The sequence below is a fragment of the Enterococcus sp. genome (assembly GCF_032555305.1).
Taxonomy (GTDB): domain Bacteria; phylum Bacillota; class Bacilli; order Lactobacillales; family Enterococcaceae; genus Enterococcus_A.
Genome location: NZ_JAWGOQ010000012.1, coordinates 96,754 through 120,500 on the forward strand (window position 1 = coordinate 96,754; position 23,747 = coordinate 120,500).

The following is a 23,747-nucleotide window of genomic DNA, read 5'->3' on the forward strand; positions in this document are numbered from 1 at the left end:
GTTTTTTTGGCCTGTACTAAAAGTTTACGAAAAGCGTTTTCTAATTATGATTCAGATTATTTAAAATGAAAGCGCTTGATACTAATGCTTTATTCTGGTACTATAAATTTGAAAAGTGGATTACATAAAGAACCATAGGGTGCACACTATGAATGATACGTAAATCACTTTCACGAAATTGTTGGTTGAGATTTTGGAAGCGGAAAAGGAGACTTGCAAAAATGGCTGAAATTACAGAAAAGGTTGAACTAATTAAATTTGATCAGGACAAGTATTTAGCTGAAGGAGAAACGATTTACGCACTAAGAAGTGAAGTTGAGGCACTTGTGGATGAAGTAGCGAAAACAGGATACAGCAATATTATTTTATTAGGTATCGGTGGTACCGAATTTGAATTCGCTCAGTTTGAATATCTAGTGAAGAAAAAATCTACAGTTGATATTTACGGATTTGATGCGGCGAACGTTAATACGCTGCGACCAAAAGAGATCAAAAAAGATTCTTTAGTAATTACTGCCAGTGCCAGCGGGAACACGGTAGAAATTATGGAAGCAACTAAATGGATGGTAGAAGAAGGCATTCGCGTAGTTGCCTTTACGAAAAAGGGAGGTCCTTTAGGAGAAATCGCTCAGCATGTCATCGAAGCCGATGTAACAACTGGTCAATGTGAATACTCCTATATGCTGCAGGCATTTTTCATTTATGGCTTGTTGAATCGTCGTGGAGAGTTTGACAACTATGAAAGATTCGCAGATCAATTAAAAGGAACCTTCAAAAATCTTTTGGATATCCGTAAGAGCTTTGAGGAGCGAGCAGATAAAATTGCTAAAGCCATTCATAATGCACAATATACCGTCTTTACTGGTTCTGGTTCTTTATGGGGAGAAACACTATTATTCGCAATGTGTATTCTTGAGGAAATGCAGTGGGTGAGAACGCGTCCCGTCACTAGCTCACAGTTCTTTCATGGAACCTTAGAGCTAGTCGAGCCAGGTGTTCCAGTATTTATTATTAAAGGTGAGGATGAATTTAGAAAACAAGATACACGGGTTGAAAACTTTTGTAAGATGATCAACGCGGAGTACTATGTTTTAGATACAAAGGAATTTGCTTTCGACGGATTGGATGCAGAGTTTAGAGAATTGATTGTTCCATGGATTGTAACATCGTTATTAACGGAACGTTTGGCTGCTCACTACGAGGTTTACACCAAACATAATTTGGATTATCGCCGTTACTATCGTCAGTTTGATTACTAGACCTATGAAAAAAGCTGTAATATTTGATATGGATGGTGTTCTGATTGATTCAGAACCCATCTATATGTATCATACGATGCTATTTTTTCAACAATTTGGAATCTCACTAGAAGAAAAGGAAGTCAGAAAACTCGCAGGCAGCAGCAACGCTCATGGGTGGGAAATGATGGCCTCCTGGTGGAAAGAGGCTATTACTCCTAATAAAATGAAAGCGTTTTACGAAGAGAACGAACCTAAGGAGGCCTTTCTTTATTCAGATATTTCAAATCCTTATGTAAAGTATGTACTTACTCGTCTTCGTAAAGACTCTTTTCAACTAGCGATTGCATCATCTTCACCGATGGCTGCAATCACCGATATGGTTGAAGACTGTCAGTTAAACGAGTACTTTGATTTGTTGGTTACAGGAATGGATTTTGCTGCCAGTAAACCGAATCCTGAGATTTATCTTTCAACGATGAAGCGGTTAAAGGTGACGCCAGAAGAGACGATTGTCGTGGAAGACTCCCACTACGGTATTGAAGCTGGTAAGAAGGCTGGAGCGACCGTCATTGCTTTGAAGGATGAACGTTTCTATCCGGACCAGTCGGAAAGTGATTATTTAGTTAATGATTTGCTAGAGGCTTATCTGTTGATTCAAAAGCTAAAGGAGTGAGGCAAATGGCTGAGAAAAGCTCTCTATGTGCGATGAATTGTTGTTATCGTTTTTATGAGCTGGAGGATTTTTTCAAAAGTGCAAAGGACAATGGGTATTCGCAAGTAGAGCTTTGGACAGGTCCTCAGCATTTCTTTTTGGATTATCAGCAGTATGAAAATCCTGACAAGCTTTTACGCCTAGAAGATCAATACGAAATGAAGATTATTGGCATTTGTCCAGAGCAAACCAACCCCAAGCCCCATAATATGGCTGCCAAAGACCCAGCAATGCAAAAACGGGTACTAGCCTATTTTAAAAATGCCATTGATATTGCGGTTGCTGTGAAGGCTAAGCAAGTCGTCGTGACTAGTGGATGGGCTTTTTACAATGAACCTTTAGCTGCTGCCTACCAGCGCAGTGTGCAGATGCTGCAGCAGGTAAGTGAGTATGCAGAAACTCAAAATATGCTCTTAGCCATTGAAGCATTGCAGCAAGAAGAATCACTGCTAGCCAATACAGCTGCGGATTTAAAACGCCTTTTAAATGATGTTAATCGACCTAGCTTAAAGGTCTGCTTAGATATTGGAGCAATGGCTGCTGCTGGAGAAACCATTCAACATTATTTTGATCTGTTTTCTGACGACATTGTTCATAGTCATTTTGTGGACGTAAAAGAGAAAATTACCCACTTGGCATGGGGCGATGGGGAGCGAAGGATGGCAGAAGATCTGGCGGTGTTCGATCAAAACAACTATCAGGGATTTTATTCGGTTGAAACTGTGAATAGTCAGTATTTTAAAAATCCGCAAAAGGCTGATGCCCAGTCAATGGCGATGTATAGGAGAATGGTAAAAAAATGAAAAGAAATTTTGTGATTGCAACCCACGGAACCTTCGCTGAGGGAATTTACGAAAGCTTGAAAATCATCGTAGGAGAGCAGGACAATGTTCAGCTGTTGAATGCTTTTGTAGAGAGCAATGAGATTGAGGGACCTGTTAATGAGCTGTTAGCTCGAATTCCTGAAGAGGAGGAATTGATTGTTTGTACGGATATTTTTGGTGGCAGTGTCAACAATGAGTGGATGAAACACATGGACCGGAAAAATTTTTATCTCATTACAGGAATCAACCTACCGTTACTGATGCAGCTATTTCTGTCTTTGGAGGAAGATACTGGGACAATGATTCAAACAATCGTTCATAAACAAGAGACCGCACCAATGTTTTGTAATGAGCTTTTTACGAAAAAAGAAGAGGAAGAAGATTTCTAATGGAGGAATTCCTATGATCAAATTAGTTCGAGTAGACCATCGACTACTGCATGGACAGGTCGCTTTTTCCTGGACGAATGGGGTAGGCGCCGACTGTATATTAGTTGCCAGTGATATGGTGGCCACCAGTGACGTTTGGAAAACGACGCTGCGTCTGGGGAAACCCACGGGCGTCAAGCTGGTGATGAAAAATATGCAGGATTCAATTGATGCCATCAATAGTGGCATTACTGATAAATACAAACTGATTATTGTTGTTCAGACCATCAAGGAAGCTAAGCAGTTAATTGATGGTTGTAAAGAGATCAAGAGTATTAATCTAGGGAACACCAAGGAAACGGAAGAGACCAAACAAATTAGTCGTCAGATTTTTGTCACAAAAGAGGAAGAGGCTATTTTAAGAGAGTTGATTGATCGCGGAATTGAGGCAGAAATTCGTCCCTTGGTTGATGATAAGAAAATATATGTGAAAGACGTGTTATAGATGGACGATCATATACAGCATGAAAATCCATTCTAATTTTTTGCAAAAAAAATTAGTACAGTAATATGAAGAAGGATGTCAGTTCTACTTTTAGCAGTATTACCAGCTGGAAAGAAGACTAAAGAACGATACCAGAAAGTACGGAAGGAAGCAGTTTAGTAGAATGATATACGGCATGAAAATCCATTCTAATTTTTTGTAAAAAAATTAGTACAGAAATATGAAGAAGGAGAATGATTATGGTCTTACAAGCGTTTTTGTTAGGGCTTGTAGCGGTTTGGGGAGTATTTGATTATCAAATGGGGACACTTTATACTTTCCGTCCGATTACGATTGGTCCATTGGTTGGGTTAGTTTTAGGCGATTTGCAGACCGGCGTAACAATCGGTGCGAGTTTGGAATTATTATTTATGGGTGCAATATCAGTCGGTGCCTACATTCCGCCAGATGTTTTGATCGGTGGGATTTTGGCCACTGCCTTTGCGATTAAAAGTGGAAGAGGTTATGAGTCCGCGGTAACGCTGGCGATGCCGATTGCTTTAATTGCATTAACGATTAGTAACATTATTGCCGCTGTTACCCCAGTTTTCTTGAAAATTGCCGATGATGGTGCGACTGCTGGGGATGCGAGGAAGATTCGTTTTACTCACTGGTTAATGGGGTCCTTCACTGTTTTTGAAAAATTTTTCTTAGTGTTTTTTGCTTACTGGTTAGGTGCCGATGCCGTCGAGGGAATTCTAGGCAGCATTCCAGAGGTTATAACGAATGGAATGGCCATTGCTGCAGGAATGCTGCCAACGCTAGGGTTTGCCATGCTGATGCGCATGATTTTAAACAAAAAGATCCTGCCGTTTTATTTTCTTGGATTTTTATTAACTGCTTATCTTGAGTTGCCTGTTTTGGGTGTCGCGTTATTAGGCTTGATTATCGTGGTGGAGAAATTCTCATTCCTTCATAAAGAGGAAGCAAATAAAACAGCTGTTGATGCAGGTGTTCAAACGGAGGTAATCGATGATGAAGAATTCTAAAGAAACCATCAGCAAAAAAGACTTGTCGAGAATGTGTTTCAATTCTGGTGCGCTGGGAATGGAATTTTCTTGGAATTATCCACGGCAAATGCATCTGGCATTTTGTTTGATGATAGAACCCTTATTGAAACGGATTTATAAAAATAATCCAGATGGCTATAAGTCAGCGCTGGAACGACACGTCGGCTTCTTTAATATTACGCCGCAGCTGGCTCCTTTTGTTGGCGGGATCGTCTTATCCATGGAAGAGCAAATCAACGCGGGCGTTGAAGGGGTGGACGGAGAGGCAGTAACCAATGTCAAAGCCGCTTTGATGGGTCCGTTGTCCGGGATTGGCGATTCTGTATTTCTAGGATGTATCCGGGTTATTGCTCTTGGGGTGGGGATTTCACTGGCCACTCAAGGGAATATTTTAGGTCCAATTCTTTACTTCTTGATTTACAATATTCCAGCCTTTTTTGTAAGGGTTTACGGTGCGCGTTTGGGCTATAATCTTGGTTTTAATTATTTAGCCAAGGCTCAAGCTGATGGAACGATGGATAAGCTGATGTATGCCGCAGGAATCTTGGGGATCATGGTTATTGGTTCTATGACTTGTGACATGTTTTGGGCAGAATTCTCTTTAAAAATTGGCTCAGGTGAAACAGCTACAAGTTTGCAGGAGATATTAAATGGCATCCTACCGGGAATCACCGCGCTCGGCTTTACCTGGTTCTATTATTGGATGTTAGGCAAGAAATTCTCAGCAACGACCTTGGTTATTGGTACGATGGTGTTTGGTATTATCATGGCTGCTTTAGGTGTAATGAAGGCCTAGCTTGATTGTGAGGGAAGAAAATGATTAACAAATACATCGATTATATTGACGACCCCAAAGATACCTTTGAGCAGTATCTAGAAAAAGCCAAAAAATACAATTTCCGCTGCATTTTCACTGATCTGGAGCGCTACGAGGAGGCAGTTGTCTTTCTCAAAGACACCGACATCATTATTGCTGGAGCAATTGACTTTCCTGAAGGAAACCAGTCTCTAGAAGAAAAAATGGCAGAATTTTCCCGTTACGCAGAAAAGGGCTTTGCCGAGATTGATTATACATTAAATCAACACGCCATTGAAAACCGCAACTTTTCAGCTATTGAAGATGAAATGAAAACTATTGCGGATTTTTGTCGAAAAAAGGGCATCAGTGATAAAGCTATCGTCGAAATGTGCAAGCTAGACGGGGATCAGGAAGCTAAAGCAGAAATTTGTCAGATTGCCAATCGTACAAAGCCGGCCTTTTTAAAAACTTCCACAGGTCGTAGCTTTGGCGGGGCAAAGCTGGAGGATGTGAAGCTGATGCGCCAGCTATTGGCTTCAGATATTCGAATCAAAGCAGCCGGTGGGATTCACAATTATGAAGAGGCGAAAGCCTTTATTGACGCCGGCGCCGATGCTCTTGGGGCCAGTGCCGGCATTGCCATCGTTGAGGGCGAACCTAAGTAGCAAGTAAGGTGGGAGTACAAGTTCAGACTTGTCTTCCACTTTTTTTACAAATTAAAACTAGAGGGGAGTTGTCTTGTGGGTGATAAAGGCTTTATTAGAAGATTTCTAGCTATTTCAATTCCTGCAGTGATTCAGCAGCTTCTATCTAATCTGCTGCAAATTTGTGATACCTTCATGATTGCCAGTCTTGGAGCGCTAGCTATTAGTGGTGTTAGTGTTGCGAATAAGTTTTTCTTTATTTTCACCTTATTAATCTATGGATTGACGAATGGAATCGGCTTATTTATCGCTCAGTATTACGGCGCTAGAAATAAAAAAGAATACAATCGTATTTTTCGTTTTGGCTTAGCTTTGTGTCTGATTACTTCTGCTGTTTTTATGATTTTCCTGCTGCTTTGGCCGGAGGTCACGATAAGTGTCTTCGTCCAAAATCCAGCCATCATTGATTTCGGGTTAGCCTACACCGCACTTATTTGCTACTCCTATATTCCGTTTGCGTTAGCAATGATGTGCGGGGTAGCTTTTCGAGTAATGGGAGACACAAAAACGCCGATGGTAGCAGGAGGAATTTCCTTTTTCCTCAATGTTTTCCTTAATTATTTACTGATTTATGGTTCTTGGGGATTTCCTAAATGGGGCGTTTCAGGAGCAGCAGTTGCAACCTTAATCTCTCGAATTATTGAGATGCTGATCCTACTGTTGCTATTGAATCGAAAACAAAGTGATCTCAAGCTGACAGTCAGGTATTCTTGGTTGGAGCTGTCCAAAATGAAAGGAATCATCCAAAAAACGCTGCCGCTGATTGGCAATGAGCTCATTTGGTCCTTATCCTTAAGTGTTGTTTTTATGAATTATTGTTACGTCAATGAGTACTACATCCCCTCTCTGACGATTGTAGATAATATTTCCTCACTGGTATACGCCTTGTTTGCCGGACCGGCAACCGCTACCGGAGTGATTGTAGGACAAGCACTCGGCGGGAATCAGCTAGAACAAGCGAAACGGGAGTCAAAAAGAATGATCAAGCTTGGAACAGCAATTTGCATGTTTGGCAGTCTGATTGTATTAGCCCTTACGCCGCTTGTCCCAACAGCCTTCTCACTAACTGGACCATTAGCTAGTATGACGATTCGTCTGTTAATTATTAAGGCGGTTATTAGCTGGTCACAAGGCTATGCAGAAACAGTCTATTACATTTTACGAGCCGGCGGTGACACGAAAGGGGTCTTAATGGTGGACGGTTTATTCACCTGCTTTGGCCCGTTATTAATTAGTACTGTAGGCGCTCGTGTACTGCAGCTGGATTTACTGTGGACCTTCGTGCTGACTGAAGGGATTTATTTGCTGAAGATCGGTCTTTCTACTTATTATTATAAGAAAGAACTTTGGGTTAAACGCCTAACCTAATCAGAACCTTATTTATGGGATTGGTGTATGGACAGTCTCGCTTGAACCCTTGATACCACTTGCTTAAAAATTATGATATATTTGAGAGAGTTCATGAATCAACGCTTAAAATCTATCTAAAAATAGGTGTTCCATCAAACTGGAAACGTTTAAGTATAAAAAAAGATACCTTACATTTACCTATTAATTACGGAAACCCAAGTCAAGCGTTTTTAAGTAAAAATAAGGGAAACTGGGGGATGAAAAATGCGTTTACTTACCTTAGATGTCATTATCAGCAATGAAATAAAATATATGATTGATCATCAACCAATTTCGGAAGGGGAGAAGCTTCCTGGCGAGCGGGAGCTAGCAGCGCTTTTGGATGTTCAGCGAGCAACGGTGCGCAAGGGGCTAAAAATCCTGCTTAACGAAGGGTGGATTTACGCAAAAAATCGCAGCGGTTATTTCGTATCTCCTAAACGAATCAAAAAGAATGTTTATATTCTGGGCTCTACTTCTAAAAATATTCAGACGGAAGGCACAGAAATGAAGCTGACCTTAATTGAGCGTGAGATGATGGAAGTTGGCAAAGAGTTATCCCAACGGATTAAGCTACCTTTAGGAACCAAGGTTTTTTTCATCTGTCGTTTAAGAACTGTGAAAAATGAGCATGTCTCTTTGGAAATCTCCTATATTCCTGTCGAGCATGCACCGACTTTGTTAGAGAAGGATCTCGAGAAAAAACCTCTTTACGAAATCTTAGAGCAGGAATATCTGGTGGATTTGGATCATTCAACCCAAACGATAACGACTGAAAAAGCGAGCAGTCAGGTGGCCGCCTTACTTGATATTGAGGAAGGAACCAGTCTGATTCGAGAAGATGGGTTGGTTTCTAGTCGGGATGGTGAATCCATCGAATATTCGATCTCCTTTATGAAAATGGATCGTTTTGAGTATACCAATATCAACTGTTGATAAGGCTTCATAGTTTTTATTGGTGGAATGGATATCGTGGGAGAAAGGACAGGAGGAGTCAGCGAAGATGGATTATCGCATGCCATTGTATCAGCAAATCAAAGCAGCGATTCAAAAGAAAATTGAAGACAAGGAATACCTCGAAGGGGAAGCGATCCCCAGTGAGCGCAAGCTGGCGGAAATTTACGAGGTGAATCGGATGACCGCCAAGAAGGCGATTGATGCCTTAGTTGAAGAAGGCTATTTGTATCGCGTTCAGGGACGCGGCACCTTCGTCCATAAAGAAAATACGCAAAAAATTATCTGGGGGAACGATGCGCTTGGTTTAGGAGCGATGCTGCGAGAAAAAGCCGATACCCGCAGAGACAAAGTTCTAGTCAAGGGTTTACTGAAGGCCTTTAACTTTTTAGGCAGCAAGCTGGACCTTGCCAAATACGAAGATGTTTATTTGCTGCAACGTGTTCGCTATGCGAACTCAGAGCCCTTTGCCGTAGAGTATTGCTACGTTCCCTTTAAATTTTTCAAAGATATCGATGAACATAATTTCGAACATACCTCTGTTTATGAGTATATGAAGAGTAAAGATCATCTTCCAGTGGAGTTTGATCAGAAATTGATCATTATCGGAGCAGAGGAACGCATTGCTAAGCAACTGCAAATCGCCGTAGGGACGCCGGTCTATTATTTTGAACTAATTAGTAAAGACCGCTATGGCAACACTGTAGAGTATACCGAAACCTTTGTTAGCTGTGAAAAAACGGTGTTTAGCTTTTACAATGAACGGCATTCGCCAAAAAAAAATTGAGATGAAGACGTTAAATTAATGGAGCGTGACAAAAGTGGCACAAACCAACAAAAGAGAATTTCCATACGTTATCCGAGATTTAACAACGAAGGACGTCGACCAGTATAATAAACTGCTGCGGTATGCCTTTCAGGTTACCGAGCAAGAGCTGATGGAGTACGGCTGGGAATCTGAGGAGATCAAGCAGTCAAAGTTTCCGATTATTGAACGAGCGGATATTTTAGGCGGCTTTGACGGGGACAAGCTGGTTTCCCAATTTGCCGTCTATCCATTGAAGATGAATATCCGAAACAGGACTTATGATATCGGCTTTATTACTAGCGTTTCAACCTATCCTGAATACACAGGAGAAGGAATTATGTCCCGCTTAATGAAAAAAAGCTTGCTACGTATGAAGGAAAAAGGTCAAACACTAGCCCTCTTATATCCTTATTCCATTCCTCTTTACCGTAAATTTGGTTGGGAGATTGTTTCCAGTAAAATTTCTTTCCGCATCTCGGATCGACAAATTCCAACCAATCGTTCAGCAGAAGGGCAAGTTCAGCGAGTGGATTGGGAGAACGAAGATTTTATAAAGCTGCATACAGCATTTGCCAAGCAGACGCATGGGTGTTTGTATCGTAATTCGTTGGCATGGGACGAATACTGGCGCTGGACGGAGGATAGTACCCAGGTTGCGATCTACTATAATACAGAAAATCAACCCTTAGGCTATTTGGTCTATCTATTGAAAGAGGATATTATGCATATTAAAGAAATGATTTATCTGAATCGGGAGGCCCAAGCAGGATTGTGGGAATACATCCATGCCCATGACTCCATGATTGACGAAGTCCGTGGCCATACGTATTCAAACGAGTCAATCGCCTTTGATTTAGATGATAGCGCTATCAAAGAAACGATTCGTCCGTATATAATGGGGCGAATCATCGATATTCCCGCCTTCCTCAAGTGTTATTCCTGTAAGCAAAAGGAAAAGAAAATCACTATCGCTTTTGCTATTCGTGATGAGCTTTTAGGATGGAATAATCAAACCTTTCAGGTAGCCTTTCAAAATGGCAGGTGTTACCTGACAGAGGAGCCGGCAGAATATCAGGTGGCGATGACAATAAATTCACTAAGTGCTTTATTGTTAGGATACAAAACAGCTGTCCAATTGTATCGGCTAGAAAGGATAGATGGCAGCGCTGAAGCCATCAATCAATTAGAGGATATCCTGTATCATGAGCCGCCCTATATTTCGGATTATATTTAGTTCTTTAAAATGTCCTTTGGAAAAAACACCTTAAGTAAACTGCTGAAGCAAAAGATTTCAGCAGTTTTTTTCTATTCGCTTGCTTCGACATAATGTCTGTCTCAAAATCTGGAATTTTCCTGCAGCAGAAGTCCGATCAAGCTGGCGATACTGATGAGTGCGCCTCGTTCAACTTTTTTTAGCTAGGCTAAATTTATTGCTAAGGATTCCTTTGTTGAGAACTAGGGGCAGGCGTTTGTACGGGATGATTCTGTTTTTCTATAAGCTTCAGAAGTGGATACGTTAGATACAGCTTGCTAGAACGTTTTGAATTATTTCAAAATTTTTTTTCGGCCTTTAACACTGATTGTTAAGGGCTTTTTTCGGTTTTCGCCCAATCTTCGTCAAAAGATAGAAAAAATTTTTTATTTAATTCATTGACAATGTTTAGGTACCGAAGTATACTAAGTTCAGATAAAAGTTAGGTACCTAAAATATAGGTACCGAAACAAAAGGAGAGATTGACGATGAGCGAGTATACAAAAGAATTATTGAAGCGTCTGTCGTATGTAGGAAGTGCCAGTCGTCGTTTGATGGATATCGGCAATTGTCAGAAAAGCGCGCCAACGCAACAATTGGTTTTAGATATTTTAGCAGAAGAAGACGGTGTGACCTCTGGGGTTCTAGCTGAGATTTTGGACATGCGTCCCAGCTCAGTCACCGAGATTTTGAACAAACTGGAAAGCCGAGGCGAGATTGAACGCCGCGAAGATGAACAGGACAAGCGGATCAAACGGATCTATATTACTGAGGTCGGTCGGGAAAAAGCTGACTTGAATAAGCCGCAGGAGCGTTCGGAGGAGTTCTTTGCCGGGTTGACCGATGAGGAGCTGCACACGCTGGATCAATTACTGAATAAGGTGATCGATGGTTGGAGCGAAGACTTTGGCGGTCGACCAGAGTTTCCAAATGATCCATTTGAAGCAATCGAAGCGTTGAAAATGATGAGAACGCAATTTGAACCGCATATGAAGGAACTCGGCCGTATGTCACAAGCAGAACGCCGTCAAATGAAGCGGGCATGGAAAGAACAGATGCGTAATCAGTTCGGCAGAGAGGGCTTTGGTCCTGGTCCATTTGGTCCGGAGCATCCGAGAGGACCGAAAGAAGGTCCAGGAAAAAAAGGACCGCATGATTCTCATCCTCATGAGAGTGATTGGGAAAACTGGTAAGAAAGTAAAGAAATAAGTGATAAAGGAGGTCGTTTATCATGAGAATTGAAATGGCTGAATTATTTAGTAAAGAACATACGGGTGCTTTAAAACTGCGGAAGCAGGTTTTAGGTGGAAAAACCGATTTGAGCAAGGAAAAGAATTTGACGATCTTTGTCGCCCTCGATGGAGATGAGGTCATAGGAACAGCGGCTGTCCAATTGTATCCCTTTGGTTTTGCACGGGTGCGTCAAGTGGCGGTTCATCCAAGCTACCAAGGTCAAAATATTGGAAATGAGCTGTTGAAGAATTGTGAGGATTACGCTCAGGAACAAGGGCATTCTCGAATCGTCTTGACTGGGCGCAAAACTGCGCAAGTATTTTATCTGAAACGTGACTATCATCGGATCTCGTTCTCCTACAAAAAGGAGGACATCGAGTTTCTTTGGATGATGAAGGTTTTGCCACTAGCAGAAGTTCCAGTGTTTTCACAGCACTGATGCATTAGTTGTCCGCCTCCCAGGAAAAGATGATGAAGGAGGAATCCATCATGAAGGAGTTATTTGACCCAAGAAGAAAAGAAAATGAACCAAAGAAGCATACAGGCAAAGAATCAGAAAAAATCCGTGTCGAACTAGAAGCCAAATCCCGGCTCTTCACCACGACACTGGGAATGATCAATTATCAGAAGTACCATGATCTGTATGATTTTGGCTAATGAATGATAGAAAAAAAGTTTTGGGAGATGCACGAGGCATTCTCAAAACTTTTTTTGCGTTAGAAGAGTTGCACTAAAAAGAAGAAGCCGACAAGGAAGACGATGATGCTGAAAAGTACGTTAATCACTCTTTTGACCACGGCATTTTGAATCGAGCGGGTAGTGACGATTCCCAGAACGGAAAAGACTCCCATCAAAGCAATCAGTGCTTTGCAAAAGAAGGGAAAGTAGTTCGCAGGCAACGGCGTATAGACAACGATCAATGGGGACAAACATAAGACACCAATGAGGGAAAGGATCGTGAAGCCGATAAATAGCAAGGATCGAGCTTTCTTATTTTTGATCCAAATCGCCGCGGCTGTTCCACCAAAAATGCTAATGAGAACAGAAGATAAGCCAAATAAAAGAATCGGAAGAACGATACCACATAGAATCAGTGGAAATAGAATCAATACGACATGAAACATAGAATCCCTCCTTTTTCATTCCTAACTATAAAACTCCTATTGTCATTATCTGTGAAACTTGATGGGGAGACAACCACTTTTTTGATTCTTTGATCGGAAGCAAGTCGTTTTATTCACAATAACCCTGTTTTTCTACGTATCTTAAGGTAGAAAAATTTTGAAGACACATTTGATCCCATGCTATAATGTAGGCGAGAAATGCCTTTCGGACTGGGAATAAATGCTGTCTGGAAGGTTGTGAAACGATGCAAAAATATTTGCCGACAAATGATTTATTATTCAAGAAGATGCTGACCTCCGAAGACTCCCCAAATATTCTGAAAGCCTTTGTTAGAGATCTGCTGGGGATCGAATTTAAGACATTGACACCTAAAGAAACCTATCACATTGACAGCTACAAGCAATCGTATGATGAAACAGCCATCTTTCGGACCGAGGTTGATATTTTGGCGATTGCCGAAGATAGCAGTCATACCACGATTGAATGCCAGATCCAGTCCCATGCCTATTTCCACGAACGCGCCATTTTTTATCTGGCGGAAGCCTTTCGTGCTCCTTTTGGAAATCTGGGAAAAAAAGAAGCAGAGAAGAAGAACAATTTTTCCAGCCTGCGACCAGCATATGGGATCAATATCGTGGATTTTCATCTATTTAACCGAAAAGAGCCAGCACTGCAGCAGTTTCGCCTACTAAGTAAGGAAACATCCCGCCCCTTTTTGAATAAAGAAGGAAAAGAGCTGCTGATTCTTTGTTTTCTGAGTCTGAAAAATGAGACGATCGACCAAAAAAGTGCTCCCTATCACTGGCAATACTTCCTGAAGACCGGTGAGGTGATGGATGCTGCACCTGACTATATCAAAGAGGCGAAAAGAAAGACCGACTTCTTAACATTGGAAAGAGAGGAAAAGGAAATGATCATGAAAATTGATAAATCAAAAGCCATCCATGATGCGGTGTTCGCGACTGCGATAGAAGAGGCGGAGGAAAAAGGGATAAAGGAAGGCATAAAAAAAGGAATCCAAAGAGGAATAGCACAAGGTCGCGAAGAGGAAAAGCGAGAACTGGCTATAAACCTGTTAAAAACAGACCTAAGCATAACTAAAATTTCGGAAGACACGGGATTGGATGTGAAAGTTGTTGAGCAACTAAAGGCAGAACAAGACTAGTTTGTATCAGAACAGTTTCTCGATACGATGAAATAGAAACAGCGGACAACTCTAATTTAGGGTTTTGTCCGCTGTTTTTGTGTTATCTAGCATGAAACAAATGATGAAGCAGCTGAGAAATTAGAATGATGACCACCACACCAATGATTGCAGATAGGAGCGATTTTTGTCCAAACAGCAGCCAGAGAATGATGGCGATGATTTCCAATCCAAAGATGACAAATTTCATTTTGAAGCCTTCTTTCCTGTGAGAAAACCGATTTCATTAAACAGTCAAATGATAATTTGTGCGGGTCATTCGCGTCAAATAGTCTGCTTAATCATAAATGAAAACAACCACCTTCTTAGTCAGTGATAAATTAACAATTATAAATGACTGATTGCAGGTGTTTTATAAGGTCAATTTTCCTCATTCGTGTTGGAATTAGAACCGTTTTTTTCTGCCTTTACGGAATCATAAATGAAGATGTTTTTGAGGATGCGCAGGATCGGTCGGATCGTTAAGAATATCGACCCAATGAGGTAAAAATACATGCCGAAGCGATCAGGGATTGGCGTCAAAGCAGCAACGCTTCCCAGTATATAAAAGATCCCGGTGATTAAATCTACACCTAGTGAGAGAATCGTGTACCTGTTTTGAAAATAAAGGCGGAATCGTCTTCCCTGAATCTCGATGTCTTCTTCAAGAGCCGCTTTAACCTCGTGAGATTTTCGTTCTATTTTGGGCACTTTGGAATCAATCCTTTCAAACTAATAGTAATTGGTTATTGTACTATTGATTCATTGAAAGGCTAAATAATCTGCCTATGCATTAAAAATGATCTGTTTTTGGATCTCGTAAATAAAAGCCCAGAAAATTTTCTGGGCTTTTACTTGTTGCTATTCATTTCGTTATTGCACGGCCTCCAGCATCACATCCATTTGACCAGGCTCTACATTGCCTGCGTAATTTGGAGTGAGGAGTGACAAACCGCCGTTTTTGTTATTGATCAGATACATCACGTTGTTTCGATCCTGTCCGCCAGTACCAGAAAGATGCTGCGTGAGGGTGATTTGCGTATTGGCTTTGACGGTGCGAATGCCGCTGCCATCTTGAGAGCTGACACGGATTTCCTTTGTAGGAATCGTCGTGACCTGTGCCGTGAAGACATCATCCGTATTCGAACCGCGTCTGTTGAAGATGATTGTTCCGCCATTGTTTTCCACTGTGATGGAACGAGGAACATTCACACCATGAAGATTGAAGGTAGCCGGATTGCTGAATTGCGTCGTATCAACAGCAAAGGGCGCCGTGTTTTCCGCCGCTTGACTCTCAGAGGTATCGCTAGTGCTGGAAGAAATAATAGAGCTGCTGGAGCTTTGTGAGTTCTCAGCTGAATCGCTGGTGAAGGTGCTCATTGATATTGCGGATTTTTCCGAACTTCTGTTATTTTCAATGGTGCTGATGCTAGTTGTTTCAGTCGTTTTAGATGCATCGATATGAACAGCTCTTGCGTTATCTTTTTTGTCACTGCAGCCTGTTAAAAGTAGCAGGAAAAGAAGTGCTATAGCAGCAATCGAAGGATATTTTTTTGACATATTTTCTCATCCCTTACGTTTTTTAGTCCCCGGAATTGTACTTTTTTGTTGCTTAGGAAAAAAATCACAAATCCGATTATCTTTTATTTTAAAGCAAAAGGAGAAGAAAATACAGATTCATTAAACTGCATTATATCCATGATAAATGAGCAAAATCAATCGTGTTTTATTCGATCAAATCGGCGTTTTATGAAAAAGAAAATTAGCGAGCAGCTGCACATGGCAGAAGTTTTTTATCGACCGATCTTCTGTTATTTAGTTGTCTCCTTCAGGCAAGTTGATTCGTCAGTGCTGAAATATGAACATTAGTTATTTTAAAAGAATATCAAAGAACCTATTTTCCTCTAAAACCTCGAAACAGATAAACGCCTAAGACGGCATTAAACCCCATCGCTGCAATCACACTGAAGCGTTCAGGGATGCCGAAATATTGAATAGGAACTATGTTGACGCCGATCGCACCGGCGATCATCAGCAGGAGAGCCAAAGCTGCCCACAGTGCTAAGGAGCGGTACTGCTGCTGACGGAATCCGCCAATTAGAATGACCAGCAGCGAGGCGATGGAAAGCCCCACGACAAAAATCGTCACGACCACATGCATGATATCTTGAAAAGTCCCCGCAAATCCACTATCGGTCAAAGGAAACATCGTATACCCGACCGCCGAAAGCCACATCATCGCCGCAAACAAATAGATTCCGATGCGCAAAGCTTTGGTCAGCTTTCCTTGGATGTAGACGCATACCAGCATGACGCACACGACACTACCAACACCAGATAGGGAGGATAGCTGATTCCACAAGATTCTGGAAGGTGCATTGTCCGCACTCAAATCACTAACCGCCTGCGCCATCCAGTTATAGCCAGGATAGGCTAGCGGACTGAAGACTACTGCTGTAACATATGATAAAAAGCTGATTACGCCGAACAAGCCGCACCACTGAATTAGGTCTCTTTTTCTATTCATCAGAATTCTCTCCAATCCGGTAAAGTGCGTTGAATTGACGAATATGCTGCTCCAGCGTCTTTACTGCTTCGGTTTCCCTTTCAGGATGACGGTCGCAGATTGACAGCAGCAGATGAATTGGGGAATAGAATTGCAGCGCCATAATCTGGGGATCGCATGACCGCATCACGCCAGCTTGCGTCAGCATCGAAAACAGCATTCCCTGATACGCCAGCGGATTATCCGCGTACTGCTTCGTAAACATCGCTGCCAGTCCACTATCCTGAAATTGCTCGATTGTCAGCAGCCTACGGAAATTCGCTGCATAATCATCGTGTAAAAAGAAAGCAAATAAATTCTTACCCAAACTGACAAGATGTTCTTCTGACATATTTTCAAATAAGCCTGCATCAGCACCACCGTCATGCCCATTCATTTGCAGCGAGGCCACACTCGTTTCATAGCGGCTGTTCATTTCCTGTACCACCGCCTCAAAAATTTCCTGCTTGTTCTTGTAGTGTTTGTACAAAGAGGGTGCTTTGATTCCCACTGCCTGGGCGATCTCCTCGACATTGACAGCCCCGTAACCTTTTCGGGCGAAGAGACGGGAAGCTTCTTCAACGATTCTTTCTTTAGTTGGTCGTTTGCTCATAATGTGTGCTCCTTTTTTAGGCTAATAGTTATTAGCTTCATTTTAGCTAATGATTATTAGCCTGTCAAACCGAAACATTTACTCTCCTGAGCGTCAATAAGTAAATGAACAAAAAGAAGAGTTGATCAGATCGCTTCAAGCGACTGACAACTCTTCGATTTTTATTTTTCTTGTAGGGAGATCGTTGTATATGCCCCATTGTGTCCAGCAGGTGTGAAGGCTAGGGTGATATTGCCATGGTCATTTAAATAGGCATAGATTTTTGTATCATTCCCGTTAAAAGGGGTGAAAAACTCTTGGCTGGGTTTGCTGCCGTTGCCTACTGAAAGCTTCAGCTCTGTGGTCACCTTGACCGTCTTGAGCGTGCCCTCTTCGTCGACTTGGATCGTCGTCTCTGGGCTAGTGATTGGAACGAATGCTGCCATCTCGCTCATGTGCGCATCAGGCGAAATGTAGCTATTAGGGCCATAGGAAATGACGAGATCATCATTTTGCGTATAGGTCGTCATAGCAAATTTCAGCTGTTCATTTTCACCACGGAGAATGGCTCCTTTTGGAAAAATGACCGGAGAAGCAGTCGCAGGTTCTGCTGATTCAGAACTCGAGGATGATGTAACATTCGCTTGCGTACTGTCTAAAGAAGAAGTTTCCATTACTGCCGCTTCTGATGACGAGGTGCTCACGACTCGTATCGACGGCTCCGTGCTTGTAGCTGGAGATTGCGAAGACTTTGACTCCATGATCTGAGTAACAGCGATGAAGATGATCAGGCCGATAACGACACAGCTCAATACAATGAGCCATCGCTTTAATCGTGCATTTTTCTTTTGCAGTTCATCATGCTTGTTCTTCATTCAATTTACCTCTGTGATTTTTTAATATTTCTAATATATCGAATATTCATTGAAATAAAAGGAAGAAATGATAAAAGATCGATGCCATCAAAATGCGAATTTTGTGATTTAAAAGAAGCTTCTTCAAGACCTGATTCATTATTATGCTCAACCCAATCATAGAATCGTCTAAAGGAACAAAGTGGAATAGACACATCGTTTATGATAGCTTATGATAAGATTAGACACATTTATCGGAGGTGAAAGATGAAAAAGAGTGCAAAAGATCGTGTTTTTGACGCACTTGTGAGGTTAACAGCAGATCGATCTTCCGTGACCGCGGAGCTGATTTCAAAGGATTTGAACCTGTCTCGTCAGAATGTCAGTCATTATTTGACTAGATTAATCGAGGACAGGAAAGTCGAAAAAATACCTGGAAAACCTGTTCTATGGAAGCCCTTAGGTGATTTTGCTATCGGGGTTGAGGATAAGATCAACGAGGCATTCAACTCAGTCGTTGGTTATGACGGCAGTTTAAGAGAGGTGATTCAAAAATGTATATCGGCGGTTAAGTATCCGCCAAATGGATTGAGTATTTTGATTAATGGTGCTACTGGTGTAGGGAAGAGCTTCTTGGCTTCAAAAATCTTCGAGTATGCGAAACAAGAAGAAGTCATTACCGCAGATGCTCCATTTTCGATTTTAAACTGTGCCGATTATGCAGATAATCCCGAGTTACTTTCCTCAACCTTGTTTGGCTATAAAAAAGGCGCCTTTACCGGAGCTGAAAGTGATACGGACGGGCTGTTGGCAACCGCCAATAACGGCTATCTTTTCTTAGATGAGGTTCATCGACTTTCAAAAGAGAATCAGGAAAAACTCTTCCTTTTTATCGATACTGGGAAATATCGTCGAATCGGAGAAAATGTCCACTGGTCTTCTTCAAATGTCCGCTTTATTTTCGCAACAACTGAAAAAAGCGAAGATTACCTGTTAGACACATTTGATCGACGAATCCAAATTAGTGTCACCTTGCCAACCTTTGAAGAGCGTCCGATGCGTGAACGGTTAGAATTAGTCCGTCTATTCTTTCAAAATGAAGCGGATATTTTGCAAAAGGACATTCTTGTTTCAAAAGAGGCACTTTCATTATTGATCTCTTGTCCGATTAGCGGGAATATTGGTCGTTTGAAAAACTGTATCAAGATTAGTTGTGCGGATATCTATAGCAAATCTGACAAGGAACCACTAGTCATTCGAAAAAATGAACTATTAAGTCAATTTGATGTCACTACTTCGGATTTAGAGACGTTGCCTGTAGAAGATTTATTCATTTCCAAGAATCAAAAGATCGAAATGCCTTCGCAAAACGTGTTTGATTATGACGCTATTCTCAAAAGAATCGTCGAGCTGTCTGAAGCAGGGGATTTTAATGAGAATTTTGCAGAAATTAAAAACGAAGTTCAGCGTTTGTTGCGTCTTATTGATAAGAACTCCTACTTATCAACGAGTCAAAAAATAATGACGCAAATGTATCGACGCTACTGGTCAGCAATTTTGGAGAAGAAATATGGCTTAACAACCAGTGGTCCGGCTGCCGAGATCACCAGTCGCGCATATGTCTTTCTCCCAGCCTATGAAGTAGATTTAGTCAAAGTAAATCGTGGTCTGGCAGTGAATCTGCCACGCACAGAGTATTTATGCGATCGCTTTTTAGATCGTTTACCAGCTCTTTCTGAAAGCGAGATCAATTTTCTGAGACTGCTGATAATCGTTATTCTGTCTGATTATGTGGATGAATCGATCGAATTAAAAGGTCTGCTATTAGCTCATGGCGACAGCACAGCCAGCAGTATTCAGACGGTAGTGAACCAGTTATGCAATAATTATGTCTTTGAGGCATTGGACATGCCTGTCGAGAGCAATGTTTCAGAAATCGTCGAGTTGACTAGGAATTTTGTAAAGAAGCAGGTGAACACTGACAGTCTAGTGCTGATCGTAGATATGGGTTCCTTGAACCAAATTTATACCCAAATCAAAAATGATCTAAAAGGTGAACTCCTGCTGTTAAACAATCTGACAACGTCCATCGCATTAGACATTGGTCTAAAAATGACGATGAACGCGCCCTTCAAGCAAATTGCCGAAGATGCGGCAGACAAATACTCAATTAATGTTCAATACTTTGAAGGATTTTCTCAAAGCAGTAATATCATCATCTCCTGCATGTCAGGCTTGGGAATATCTGACAAATTGAAAGATGTTTTTCGCCAGCATCTATCGAATGAATCGATCGAAGTGTTTACAAAAGACTACAGAGAACTACGCGAATTAATCGATCAAAATGATGAGTCGTATTTCGATAAAACGAAATTAGTGATCACCACTTCTGATCTGCCGCGTTCTTTTACGATTCCAAATATTAATGTCTACGATATCTTAGACGGTGACGGAGCAGCTAGTTTAGAGAGTATTTTGACCCCTGAGATGAAACCTGCGGAGTTTAATCGTTTAATCCAAGAGCTGGTCAAATTCTTCTCGTTGGAAGGAATCGCGGATCGATTGAATTTTTTGAATCCTACCATTGTCATGAGTGAAGTAGAAACGGTCATCTCCAAATATGAAAATTACTATCACTTTACTTTGAACGGCCGTGTGAAGTTGAACCTATATATGCATACCGCTTTAATGATGGAACGTCTATTTTTAGCACGAACGGAAAAAGCTGAAGAGCCAAGCTATGAGCTGAATCCAGAAGAAGATGAGTTCTATTCTGTATCCAGAAGCATTTTTCAACCAATGGAAATGAAATACAATTTTAAAGTAAATGCGTATGAGCTCTCTTTACTATACGAGCTGCTGGGTTCGTTTATTCGAAAATAAACTGTCTAAAAAAAGTGTCTGAATTGATTTTTCAATTTAGACACTTTTTTAATTTAGGATAATTCCTTGATAGATCAACGTTTTTAAGAGTTGGCACAGGAATTGCTTTAGTTAAAGTGAAAGCAAAGAAAGGAACGAACTACATGAAGAAAATACTAATTGCAACTCATGGTCATTTGGCTTCTGGTTACCTCAGCAGTATCCAACTGTTAGCTGGAACAACAGAAGGGATCGCGGTGATCAATGCATACGTAGACGAAAATGATTTTGATCAGGAGCTGCAACAATTCGTTAATCACATAAACGAAAAAGATCAGGTTTTTGTCTTTAGCGATTTGTTTGGCGGAAGTGTGAATCAAAAGGTAACGAGGATCTTTTTGGAGCAGAAAATATCTGCCACAGTGATCGCTGGGTTCAATTTACCCATTGTATTGGAAATTTTATTGGCATCAGAGGAGTTGTCACAGGAGAGCATCAGACAGATGGTGGAAAAATGTCAAAAAGAGATGAGGGTAAACATACTTAAAGAAGAAGTACTAGTAAATGATGAGGAAGATTTTTTTTAGGAGGAAGAAAGAATGATAAAAGCAGTACGAGTTGATGAGCGATTGATACATGGTCAAGTAGCGATGACCTGGACGAAGAGTCTAAATTTAACCGGTCTAGTAGTAGCCAGTGATGAGGCGGCAACCAATGATATTCAAAAGATGACATTGAAAATGGCGGCACCGTCAAATGTAAAAGTCATTATCAAGACAGTAGATGACGCTATCAAGTTACTTAAGGACCCGCGTGCAAGTGACATGCGCTTGATGGTACTGGTGCCAAATGTGAAGGACGCTGTAAAAGTCGCAAAAGCCTTTCCCACTGAAATCGAACTAATGAATGTGGGAAATGCTGGGAAAATGACACCGCCATCGGCAGATAAGAAGACCTTGTCGAAAGAGGTGATGTTAACGACGTCAGAAATTCAAGACTTAAAAGAGCTAGTTGAGTTGTATCCAGAGACGGTCTTTCAACCGACACCGGCAATGGAAAAACGTTCAGCTAAATCTATTTTGAGTGATTTTTAAAAATGGAAGGGAGATAAAAATATGTATGATGCATTTGTAGTTGCTTTGGCAGTTTTTGTCGGAGTCGCTGGACATGAAATGTTCGGGATGGCCATGTTAAGTCGTCCAATTGTTGTTGCGCCACTGGCTGGGGCGTTGATGGGGGATTTACAAACGGGGTTAGTTGTCGGCGCGTCGTTAGAAGCAATTTTTATGGGTGTTGTGAATATTGGTATTTCCAGTACAGCAGAACCTTCATTGGCTGCTGGGTTGGCAACGGCCTTTGCAATTAAAATGGGTGGAAATGTTGATGCGGTTATTCCGATCGTCTTTCCTTTAGCAGTCTTAGGCTTGCAGCTGATGAACATGATTTTCTCTTTTGTTTGTGGACCAATGGCAGCAAGATTCTTTAAATTTGCAAAAGCTGGGGATCAAAAAGGAATCATTAATCTGCACTTCTTGATGTGGTTTATCCACTATGCACTGTATGCTCTTATTCCATTCTTTGCAGTTCTATTTGGTGCAGATGTTGTGAAGAGTGTCCTTGATAATATTCCAGAAGTAATTATGAATGGGTTGACTGTAGCAGGAAATCTATTACCAGCTGTCGGGATGGCTATGCTCTTGCGGATGCTGTGGAGTAAAAATATCGCTGTTTGGTTTTTCTTTGGCGCAGTAGTTATGGCTTACTTCGAACTACCACTAATTGCCCTAGCGGCTTTGGGAACAATCATCGCGATCGTGATTGCACAACGCGACCTGCAATTGAAAAATATGCATGTGAGTGCAGCGCCACAAGGAGAAACGGCGACGAATGCAACGATCGATCAAGAAGAGGAGGACTTCTTTCAATGAAATTAACGGATGGCATTTCAAAAGATGAGAAAAAGTTAGTACGAAAAATGTTTTGGCGCTCAATGACGATGTACGCTTCAGTGAATCCTGTGACGATGGGGGGCGGCGGCTTCGCATATTCGATGATGCCTTTTATCAATCACTTCTATCAGACAGAAGAAGATCGGACTGCTGCGCTAGAACGTCACTCTCAGTATTTTTCTACCACGATTCCTTGTGCTTCTTTTATCATGGGAATAGCGGCTTCGATGGAGAAAGAAAATTCAGAAAAGGCTGGTTTTGATGTCGAAAGTATCAACGCGATCAAAACAAGTTTGATGGGCCCGCTAGCCGGGATCGGTGACTCACTATTTTGGGGTGTATGGCGAGTGGTTACCGCAGGATTGGCCATCAATTTAGCCAACGCCGGCAATGTTTTAGCTCCGATTATTTTCTTAGTGATGTTCAATGTGCCGAATTTCTTGATGCGATATTATGGCGGTGTTTTAGGCTACTCATTAGGGTCAAAATACATTGAGAAATTGTATGCGAATGGGCTGATCGAAATCTTGACAAAAGCGGCTAGTATTTTGGGGCTGATCATGGTGGGTGCCATGACGATTAGTATGGTTAAGTTCAATACTGTTTTGAGTTTCTCAATGAAGGGCGAAGAGCTGATGAACGTCCAAGAAATCTTAGACAGTATTTTCAAAGGTATTGTACCGTTACTAGTTACGCTTGGTTGCTTCAAGCTATTAGACAAGAAGGTCGGCGTTATCAAGATCATCTTTGGCATGGTCGTCTTGGGTATCGTACTGTCATTGTTGGGAATCGCCTAATG

At 41.4% G+C, this 23,747-nt stretch carries 28 protein-coding genes; 21 read left to right on the forward strand and 7 right to left on the reverse strand.

What is annotated here, in order from left to right; translation table 11 throughout:
- The first annotated feature begins 221 nt into the window (after positions 1-221).
- The 15 genes from E6139_RS10685 to E6139_RS10755 all read left to right on the forward strand — a co-directional run bounded on the left by E6139_RS10685 (position 222) and on the right by E6139_RS10755 (position 12,495).
- Positions 222-1,259, forward strand: a complete 1,038-nt coding sequence (locus tag E6139_RS10685; RefSeq protein WP_316403058.1) for an SIS domain-containing protein — start codon at positions 222-224, stop codon at positions 1,257-1,259.
- A gap of 4 nt (positions 1,260-1,263) precedes the next feature.
- Positions 1,264-1,914, forward strand: coding sequence for an HAD family phosphatase (locus tag E6139_RS10690; protein WP_316403059.1), 651 nt, complete (start codon positions 1,264-1,266; stop codon positions 1,912-1,914).
- Between the two features lie 5 nt (positions 1,915-1,919).
- On the forward strand, positions 1,920-2,756 hold the full coding sequence (locus tag E6139_RS10695) for a TIM barrel protein (RefSeq protein ID WP_316403060.1): 837 nt from the start codon (positions 1,920-1,922) through the stop codon (positions 2,754-2,756).
- Complete coding sequence (locus E6139_RS10700) at positions 2,753-3,166, forward strand: PTS mannose transporter subunit IIC (protein ID WP_316403061.1); 414 nt, start codon at positions 2,753-2,755, stop codon at positions 3,164-3,166. The genes E6139_RS10695 and E6139_RS10700 overlap by 4 nt, the downstream gene beginning before the upstream one ends.
- Before the next feature lie 13 nt (positions 3,167-3,179).
- Entirely contained in the window at positions 3,180-3,650 is a 471-nt protein-coding gene (locus E6139_RS10705; protein WP_316403062.1) for a PTS sugar transporter subunit IIB, read from the forward strand.
- Positions 3,651-3,889: 239 nt separating this feature from the next.
- On the forward strand, positions 3,890-4,678 hold the full coding sequence (locus tag E6139_RS10710; protein ID WP_048718438.1) for a PTS mannose/fructose/sorbose/N-acetylgalactosamine transporter subunit IIC: 789 nt from the start codon (positions 3,890-3,892) through the stop codon (positions 4,676-4,678).
- The gene (locus E6139_RS10715; protein ID WP_316403063.1) at positions 4,662-5,495 is read left to right on the forward strand and encodes a PTS system mannose/fructose/sorbose family transporter subunit IID; all 834 of its coding nucleotides are present in this window, start codon (positions 4,662-4,664) and stop codon (positions 5,493-5,495) included. Before E6139_RS10710 ends, E6139_RS10715 begins: the two co-directional genes overlap by 17 nt.
- 20 nt (positions 5,496-5,515) lie before the next feature.
- Positions 5,516-6,163, forward strand: coding sequence for a deoxyribose-phosphate aldolase (gene deoC / locus E6139_RS10720; RefSeq protein WP_316403064.1), 648 nt, complete (start codon positions 5,516-5,518; stop codon positions 6,161-6,163).
- Positions 6,164-6,238: 75 nt separating this feature from the next.
- Positions 6,239-7,570 carry an MATE family efflux transporter gene (locus tag E6139_RS10725; RefSeq protein WP_316403065.1) on the forward strand — a complete coding sequence of 444 codons (1,332 nt, stop codon included), beginning with the start codon at positions 6,239-6,241 and terminating at the stop codon, positions 7,568-7,570.
- Positions 7,571-7,816: 246 nt separating this feature from the next.
- Complete coding sequence (locus tag E6139_RS10730) at positions 7,817-8,527, forward strand: GntR family transcriptional regulator (RefSeq protein WP_316403066.1); 711 nt, start codon at positions 7,817-7,819, stop codon at positions 8,525-8,527.
- Between the two features lie 67 nt (positions 8,528-8,594).
- Positions 8,595-9,332, forward strand: coding sequence for a GntR family transcriptional regulator (locus E6139_RS10735; protein WP_316403067.1), 738 nt, complete (start codon positions 8,595-8,597; stop codon positions 9,330-9,332).
- Positions 9,333-9,366: 34 nt separating this feature from the next.
- A complete protein-coding gene (gene eis / locus E6139_RS10740) occupies positions 9,367-10,587 on the forward strand; it encodes an enhanced intracellular survival protein Eis (RefSeq protein ID WP_316403068.1) in 1,221 nt (406 codons plus the stop codon).
- Between the two features lie 506 nt (positions 10,588-11,093).
- Entirely contained in the window at positions 11,094-11,798 is a 705-nt protein-coding gene (locus tag E6139_RS10745) for a MarR family winged helix-turn-helix transcriptional regulator (RefSeq protein ID WP_316403069.1), read from the forward strand.
- A 38-nt stretch (positions 11,799-11,836) separates the two neighbouring features.
- Positions 11,837-12,277, forward strand: a complete 441-nt coding sequence (locus E6139_RS10750) for a GNAT family N-acetyltransferase (RefSeq protein WP_316403070.1) — start codon at positions 11,837-11,839, stop codon at positions 12,275-12,277.
- Between the two features lie 50 nt (positions 12,278-12,327).
- Complete coding sequence (locus tag E6139_RS10755; protein WP_316403071.1) at positions 12,328-12,495, forward strand: hypothetical protein; 168 nt, start codon at positions 12,328-12,330, stop codon at positions 12,493-12,495.
- Between the two features lie 59 nt (positions 12,496-12,554).
- On the opposite strand, the gene E6139_RS10760 is transcribed toward E6139_RS10755, so the two are convergent.
- Positions 12,555-12,962, reverse strand: a complete 408-nt coding sequence (locus E6139_RS10760; RefSeq protein WP_316403072.1) for a hypothetical protein — start codon at positions 12,960-12,962, stop codon at positions 12,555-12,557.
- Between the two features lie 245 nt (positions 12,963-13,207).
- Here E6139_RS10760 and E6139_RS10765 point away from each other — a divergent pair, with 245 nt between their 5' ends.
- Positions 13,208-14,128 carry an Rpn family recombination-promoting nuclease/putative transposase gene (locus E6139_RS10765; protein WP_316403073.1) on the forward strand — a complete coding sequence of 307 codons (921 nt, stop codon included), beginning with the start codon at positions 13,208-13,210 and terminating at the stop codon, positions 14,126-14,128.
- An 82-nt stretch (positions 14,129-14,210) separates the two neighbouring features.
- On the opposite strand, the gene E6139_RS10770 is transcribed toward E6139_RS10765, so the two are convergent.
- The 6 genes from E6139_RS10770 to E6139_RS10795 form a co-directional block, all read right to left on the reverse strand.
- Positions 14,211-14,357 (reverse strand): hypothetical protein, encoded by a 147-nt coding sequence (locus E6139_RS10770; protein WP_316403074.1) that lies wholly within the window; start codon positions 14,355-14,357, stop codon positions 14,211-14,213.
- A 170-nt stretch (positions 14,358-14,527) separates the two neighbouring features.
- Complete coding sequence (locus E6139_RS10775) at positions 14,528-14,857, reverse strand: YrhK family protein (protein WP_316403075.1); 330 nt, start codon at positions 14,855-14,857, stop codon at positions 14,528-14,530.
- A gap of 162 nt (positions 14,858-15,019) precedes the next feature.
- Positions 15,020-15,526, reverse strand: coding sequence for a hypothetical protein (locus tag E6139_RS10780; protein WP_316403076.1), 507 nt, complete (start codon positions 15,524-15,526; stop codon positions 15,020-15,022).
- Between the two features lie 514 nt (positions 15,527-16,040).
- Positions 16,041-16,673 carry a DUF998 domain-containing protein gene (locus tag E6139_RS10785; protein WP_316403077.1) on the reverse strand — a complete coding sequence of 211 codons (633 nt, stop codon included), beginning with the start codon at positions 16,671-16,673 and terminating at the stop codon, positions 16,041-16,043.
- Positions 16,666-17,304, reverse strand: coding sequence for a helix-turn-helix domain-containing protein (locus tag E6139_RS10790; protein ID WP_316403078.1), 639 nt, complete (start codon positions 17,302-17,304; stop codon positions 16,666-16,668). Before E6139_RS10790 ends, E6139_RS10785 begins: the two co-directional genes overlap by 8 nt.
- Before the next feature lie 161 nt (positions 17,305-17,465).
- Positions 17,466-18,158: a hypothetical protein gene (locus E6139_RS10795; protein ID WP_316403079.1), complete on the reverse strand. Its 693-nt coding sequence runs from the start codon at positions 18,156-18,158 to the stop codon at positions 17,466-17,468.
- A 246-nt stretch (positions 18,159-18,404) separates the two neighbouring features.
- Here E6139_RS10795 and E6139_RS10800 point away from each other — a divergent pair, with 246 nt between their 5' ends.
- The 5 genes from E6139_RS10800 to E6139_RS10820 all read left to right on the forward strand — a co-directional run bounded on the left by E6139_RS10800 (position 18,405) and on the right by E6139_RS10820 (position 23,745).
- Positions 18,405-21,020 carry a sigma 54-interacting transcriptional regulator gene (locus E6139_RS10800; protein WP_316403080.1) on the forward strand — a complete coding sequence of 872 codons (2,616 nt, stop codon included), beginning with the start codon at positions 18,405-18,407 and terminating at the stop codon, positions 21,018-21,020.
- Positions 21,021-21,163: 143 nt separating this feature from the next.
- Positions 21,164-21,586 carry a PTS sugar transporter subunit IIA gene (locus E6139_RS10805; RefSeq protein WP_316403081.1) on the forward strand — a complete coding sequence of 141 codons (423 nt, stop codon included), beginning with the start codon at positions 21,164-21,166 and terminating at the stop codon, positions 21,584-21,586.
- Positions 21,587-21,598: 12 nt separating this feature from the next.
- Entirely contained in the window at positions 21,599-22,093 is a 495-nt protein-coding gene (locus tag E6139_RS10810; RefSeq protein ID WP_316403082.1) for a PTS sugar transporter subunit IIB, read from the forward strand.
- 21 nt (positions 22,094-22,114) lie between these two features.
- Positions 22,115-22,927, forward strand: coding sequence for a PTS sugar transporter subunit IIC (locus E6139_RS10815; RefSeq protein WP_316403083.1), 813 nt, complete (start codon positions 22,115-22,117; stop codon positions 22,925-22,927).
- Complete coding sequence (locus E6139_RS10820; RefSeq protein ID WP_316403084.1) at positions 22,924-23,745, forward strand: PTS system mannose/fructose/sorbose family transporter subunit IID; 822 nt, start codon at positions 22,924-22,926, stop codon at positions 23,743-23,745. The genes E6139_RS10815 and E6139_RS10820 overlap by 4 nt, the downstream gene beginning before the upstream one ends.
- Positions 23,746-23,747 lie beyond the last annotated feature (2 nt).